The 5,661-nt window shown below is 69.5% G+C and carries 3 protein-coding genes; all 3 read right to left on the reverse strand.

Annotated features, from left to right (window positions below; genetic code table 11):
• The coding region (gene ileS / locus ABDW35_RS31000) for an isoleucine--tRNA ligase (protein WP_343717701.1) at positions 1 to 2,884 on the reverse strand (2,884 nt) is incomplete at its 3' end.
• Positions 2,885 to 3,141: 257 nt separating this feature from the next.
• The gene (locus ABDW35_RS31005) at positions 3,142 to 5,286 is read right to left on the reverse strand and encodes a calcium-binding protein (protein WP_343717702.1); all 2,145 of its coding nucleotides are present in this window, start codon (positions 5,284 to 5,286) and stop codon (positions 3,142 to 3,144) included.
• 91 nt (positions 5,287 to 5,377) lie between these two features.
• The coding region (locus ABDW35_RS31010) for a riboflavin kinase (RefSeq protein ID WP_343717703.1) at positions 5,378 to 5,661 on the reverse strand (284 nt) is incomplete at its 5' end.

Genomic DNA, 5,661 nt, shown 5'->3' on the forward strand with positions numbered 1-5,661 from the left:
ATGCCGAGGCCTCGGCGCCGATGGCATCCACGGCATCGGCGCAGCGCACGCACAGGTCCGGATGGGCCGCGACCGTGCCGACCTCCGGCAGGACCCGCCAGCAGCGCTCGCAGCGATGCCCGTCGGCCGAGGCGACGACCACGCCCACGTCCGGCACGTCCGGCAGGATGAAGGCGCCGTCCGGAACCGCCCCGGTCTCGACCGTCAGGCCGGAAGTGATGCAGACCTCGGCGAAGTCGAGGCTGCGCAGCAACTCCGCCTCTTCCGCCCCGGCATGCAGCACCGGATGGGCCTGCAGCGACGAGCCGATGCGCTTGGCCGCGCGCTCCAGCTCCAGCGCGCCGGTGACGACGCGGCGTAGGTCGCGCAGCCGGGCCCAGCGCGCCGCCAGCGCGTCGTCGCGCCAGGCCTCCGGCACCTCCGGGAAGGTCTGGAGATGGACGCTGCTGTCCGCCGCGTCGCCGTGCCGGGCCAGCCACGCCTCCTCCGCCGTGAAGCAGAGGATCGGCGCCAGCCAGACCGTCAGGTGGTCGAACAGGATGTCGAGCACGGTGCGCACCGCGCGGCGGCGCGGATCGTCCGGCCGGTCGCAGTACAGCGAGTCCTTGCGGATGTCGAAGTAGAAGGCCGACAAGTCCACGGCGCAGAAATTGTGCAGCGCCGTCGACATGGCGTGGAAGTCATAGGCCTCGATCGCCCGGCGGATGGTGCCGTCCAGCTCCCACAGCCGGTGCAGCACCCAGCGCTCCAGCTCCGGCAGCTCGGCGGCCGGCAGCCGCTCGCTGTCCTCGAAGCCGTCGAGGGCGCCGAGCAGGTAGCGCAGCGTGTTGCGCAGCCGGCGATAGGCGTCGGCTTGATACTTCAGGATCTCCTTGCCGATCCGCATGTCCTCGGAATAGTCGGTGCCGACGATCCAGAGGCGCAAGATGTCGGCGCCGGACTGATCGACCACCGTCTGCGGCGCCACCACATTGCCGAGCGATTTCGACATCTTCCGGCCCTGCTCGTCGAGCGTGAAGCCGTGGGTCAGCACCGCGTCATAGGGCGCCCGGCCGCGCGTGCCGCAGCTTTCCAAGAGCGAGGAGTGGAACCAGCCGCGATGCTGGTCCGAGCCTTCGAGATACAGATCGGCCGGCCATTTCAGCTCCGGCCGCTGCTCCAGCACGAAGGCGTGGGTCGAGCCGGATTCGAACCAGACGTCGACGATGTCGAAGATCTGCTCGTAATCCTCGACCTTGAAGGTCTCGCCGAGGAAGAACCGGGCGTCGTGCTTGTACCAGGCGTCCGAGCCCTCAAGCTCGAAGGCCGCGGCGATGCGCTGGCACACCGCCGGATCGCGCAGCGGCTCGCCGGTCACCTTGTCGACGAAGATCGCGATCGGCACGCCCCAGGCGCGCTGGCGGCTGATCACCCAGTCCGGCCGGCTCTCGATCATCGAGGACAGGCGGTTGTAGCCCTGCTCCGGCACGAAGCGGGTGTGCTTCAGCGCCTCCAGCGCCGTCTCGCGCAGCCCGTTCGTCTCCATCGAGATGAACCATTGCGGCGTGGCGCGGAAGATCAGCGGCGCCTTGGACCGCCAGCTGTGCGGGTAGGAGTGGCGGATCTGGCCGCGGGCCAGCAGGCCGCCGGCGGCCTCGACCGCAGCGGTGACGACCTTGTTGGCGTCGCCCTTCTTGCCGTCCGGCCGGTAGATCACGTGGCCGGCGAACAGCGGCACGCTGACATGGTAGCGGCCGTCCTCGGTCACCGTCTCGCTGGCCGGGATGCCGTGGGCGCGGCCGAGGTCGAAGTCGTCGGCGCCATGGCTGGGCGCGGTGTGGACCAAGCCGGTGCCGGCATCGACCGTGACATGGCCGCCGGGCAGGAACGGCACCTCGAAGTCGTAGCCCTGCCCCGCCAGCGGGTGGCGGGCGACGGTGCCGGCGAACTCAGCGCCCGGGAACTTGTCGATCGCGGTCCAGCCGGTGACGGCGAGGTCCTTGGCGACCGCCTCAGCCAGCGCCGTGGCCACGACCAGCGTCTCGCCGACCTTGGCCAGGCTGCCCTCGGCCACAGCATCGACCTTGTAGACGCCGTATTCGAAATCCGGGCCGTAGGCGATGGCGCGGTTGGCCGGCAGGGTCCAGGGCGTGGTGGTCCAGGCCACCGCCGCCGAGCCCTCGAGCGACGGCCGCGACGCCTTGGTCACCGGGAAGCGCACCCAGACCATGTCGGAGGTCAGGTCCTGGTACTCGACCTCGGCCTCGGCCAAAGCGGTCTTCTCGACCACCGACCACAGCACCGGCTTCAGCCCGCGATACAGGCCGCCATTCAGCAGGAACTTGTGGATCTCACGGACGATCTGCGCCTCGGCCGCGTCGGTCATGGTCAGATACGGGTCGGCCCAGTCGCCCATCACGCCGAGGCGCTGGAACTGCTCCGACTGCACGCCCACCCAGTGGCGGGCGAAGGCGCGGCATTCCTCGCGGAACTGCAGCACCGGCACCGCGTCCTTGTCCTGGCCGGCCTTGCGGTACTTCTCCTCGATCTTCCACTCGATCGGCAGGCCGTGGCAGTCCCAGCCCGGGACATAGACCGAATCCCGGCCCAGCATCTGCCGGGTGCGGACGACGATGTCCTTCAGGATCTTGTTGACGGCATGGCCGATATGGATGTCGCCGTTCGCATAGGGCGGGCCGTCATGCAGCACGAACTTCTCGCGGCCCTTGGCGGCGGCACGGATCCGACCCAGCAGGTCGGTCTCGGCCCAGCGGGCCAGCAGCTCCGGCTCCTTCTGGGGCAGGCCGCCGCGCATCGGGAAGTCCGTCTTCGGCAAAAAGACGGTGGATCGGTAGTCGGCAGCAGCCGGGGCGGTGCCCGGTGTCTCGGCAGGCTGGGCGGTCATGGCATGAGGGCTCGTGGATCCACGCGGGGCTCAATACCCGCTTTGACGCTCGGATGCCAGCCGGACGACCCGATGGGGCCGGCGGGGCGGCATGTGGAGGGGTGCGCGCGGCGCGGTGACCCGACCCCCGTCAGAGGGCCGGGCGGATAATTCGGAACAGGGCGGCCGGCTTGCGCATGGGCCTTATCGTACTGGAAGGGGCCCCGGGGTCAAGGCGCGTGGAGTCGCGGGGCCGGCGAACCGGCCCCGCGCACTCGTCACAGCACGAAATCGGCGGCGGTCAGCGTGTGGTCCGACAGCACGTTGATGGTGAAGTCGGCGACCTTGTCGCCATCGACGTCGCCCTGCACCGCGACATAGCCGTTGAGGCCGGCCGCGACCCGCAGCTCGCCGCCGGCACCGGTGAAGGCGCCGGTGATGAAGGTGAAGCTGCCGTCGCCAGGCCCCGCGCCGTTGGCGTCGATCGCCGACACGTCGATCCGGTCGCCGGACGTGAAATCCCCGATCGCGTCCTGGGTGGCGACGCCGCCGTCGCTGTCGCCGGCCGCAAGATAGACGAAGCGGTCGCTGCCGGCGCCGCCCTTGAGGGTGTCGCCGCCGCTGCCGCCGGTGAGCACGTCGTCGCCGCCCTGGCCCCACAGCACATTGGCGCCGGCATCGCCGGTCAGCGTGTCGCCGAACTCGGACCCCATCAGCTGCTCGATGCCGGTCAGCGTGTCGCCGGCCGCGTCGCCGCCGGAGGCGGTGTGGGCGCCGAGATCGACCTGCACGCCGGCCTTGCTGCCCGCATAATAGGCGGTGTCGACGCCGCTGCCGCCGTCCAGCTGGTCCGCCCCCGCATCGCCGGACAGGACATCGGCGCCGGCGCCGCCCGAGAGGATATCGTCGCCGCCCCGGCCGTACAGGGTGTTGCTCGCAGCATTACCGGTCAGCCTGTCGGCGAGGTCCGAGCCGGTCACCCTCTCGATGCTGATCAGGGAGTCGTCCTGGGCATCGCCGCCGACCGCGACGCCGAGCAGCAGGTTGACGATTACGCCTGCCTGGCTGGAGTTATAGAAGACGCTGTCGTTGCCGGCGCCGCCGTCGAGGATGTCCGCCCCGGCACCGCCGCGGAGGATGTCGTCGCCGGCACCGCCCGACAATGTGTTGGCCCCGATACCGCCGGCCAGGGTGTCGTTATAGGCGGACCCGGTCACATTCTCGATGCTGAACAGGCTGTCGCCCGCCGCGTCACCGCCGGCTCCCGTTCCCGCCACGAGATCGACCTGCACCCCGGCAGCCGAATGGGCGTAGACGGCCGTGTCGATTCCACCGCTGCCGTAGAGCGCATCCGCCCCGGCCCCTCCCTCCAGCACGTTGTTGCCGGCGTCGCCGGCCAGCGTGTCGGCGAAGGCGCTGCCGAGCAGGTTCTCGAACGCGGTCAGGGTGTCGCCCTCGGCATCGCCGCCCAGGGCGACGCCGGTCGTGAGGCTGACCGTGACGCCGGCGGCAGAGTGCTCGTAGCTGAGGAGGTCGATGCCGCCACGCCCATCCAGCACGTCGGCGCCGGCGCCGCCTTCGATCACATTCGCATTGAAGTCGCCGGACAGGGTGTCGTTGAAAGCCGATCCCACGAGATCCTCGATCTCCCGGAGTATGTCGCCCTGGGCTTCGCCGCCGTTGCCGGCGCCATAGTACAGCGACGCGGCGACTCCGGCAGCGGCCTGCGAGTAGTCGGCGGTGTCCTCGCCATTACCGCCATACAGTTGGTCGCCGCCGACACCGCCGCGGAGCACGTCGTTGCCGCTGCCGGCCAGGAAATAGTCCTCCGCACTGCCGCCGATCAGGACATCGTCATGGGCGGAGCCGGAGACAGCGTTGATGTTCTGCAGGATGTCGCCCTCGGCCTCCCCGCCCGACCCCGTGCCCGTGGCCAGGTTCACGGTGACGCCGGCCGAAGAGTGACCGTAGTAAGCGGCGGTGAGCCATCGAACGGCGCTCGCCGAGCCGGTCAGGGTATCGGCCCCGGCTCCGCCCTCCAGCGAACCGCCCCCGGAGCCCGCGGTGAGGACATCGTCTCCGGCGCCGCCCTGGAGGTACACGAAACTGCCGACATTGGCCGACAGAACGTCGTTGAAAGCCGATCCGATCAGCCCCCTGATGCCGGAGAGCACGTCGCCCTGGGCATCGCCGCCGGAGGCCGTGTTAGCCGCCAAGTCAATGGTCACGCCGGCGCTGGAGCCGACATAGGACGCATATTCCGTGTACCCAGTGCCCTGGATCTCGTCGGCGCCGGCACCGCCGACAAGGATATTCGATCCTCCTGAACCTATCAGCCGGTCGTTGCCGTCCAGCCCGAAAACCTGGTCGCCGCCGGTGCCTCGCAGAACGTCGTCGCCATTCGTGCCGATGATGATGGACATCGAGAAATCTCTCTAAATGCGAATTAAAATCGACTCGAAATCTCGGACGCCATTGTAGCCATCCGGAGCCGATACCGCAGGGAGAGATGTCCTATCGGGCCAGCGTCTGCCGCGCGGCCTCGCAGTCGCGGTCGATCTGAGCGACCAGCGCCTCAAGGGAATCGAACGTCTCCTCGCCGCGCAGCCATTCCACCAGCTGCACCCGCAGGTGACGGTGGTAGAGGTCGCCGGAGAAGTCGAACAGATAGGCCTCGAGCAGCGGCGCCTCGGTCCGCCACATCGGCCGGATGCCGAGATTGGCGACGCCGTCATGCCACACCAGCGGCCCCTCCCCGTCCACGGCGCAGCGCACGGCGTAGATGCCGTAGGCCGGGC

It is taken from the genome of Inquilinus sp., assembly GCF_039594555.1.
Taxonomy (GTDB): Bacteria; Pseudomonadota; Alphaproteobacteria; order DSM-16000; family Inquilinaceae; genus Inquilinus.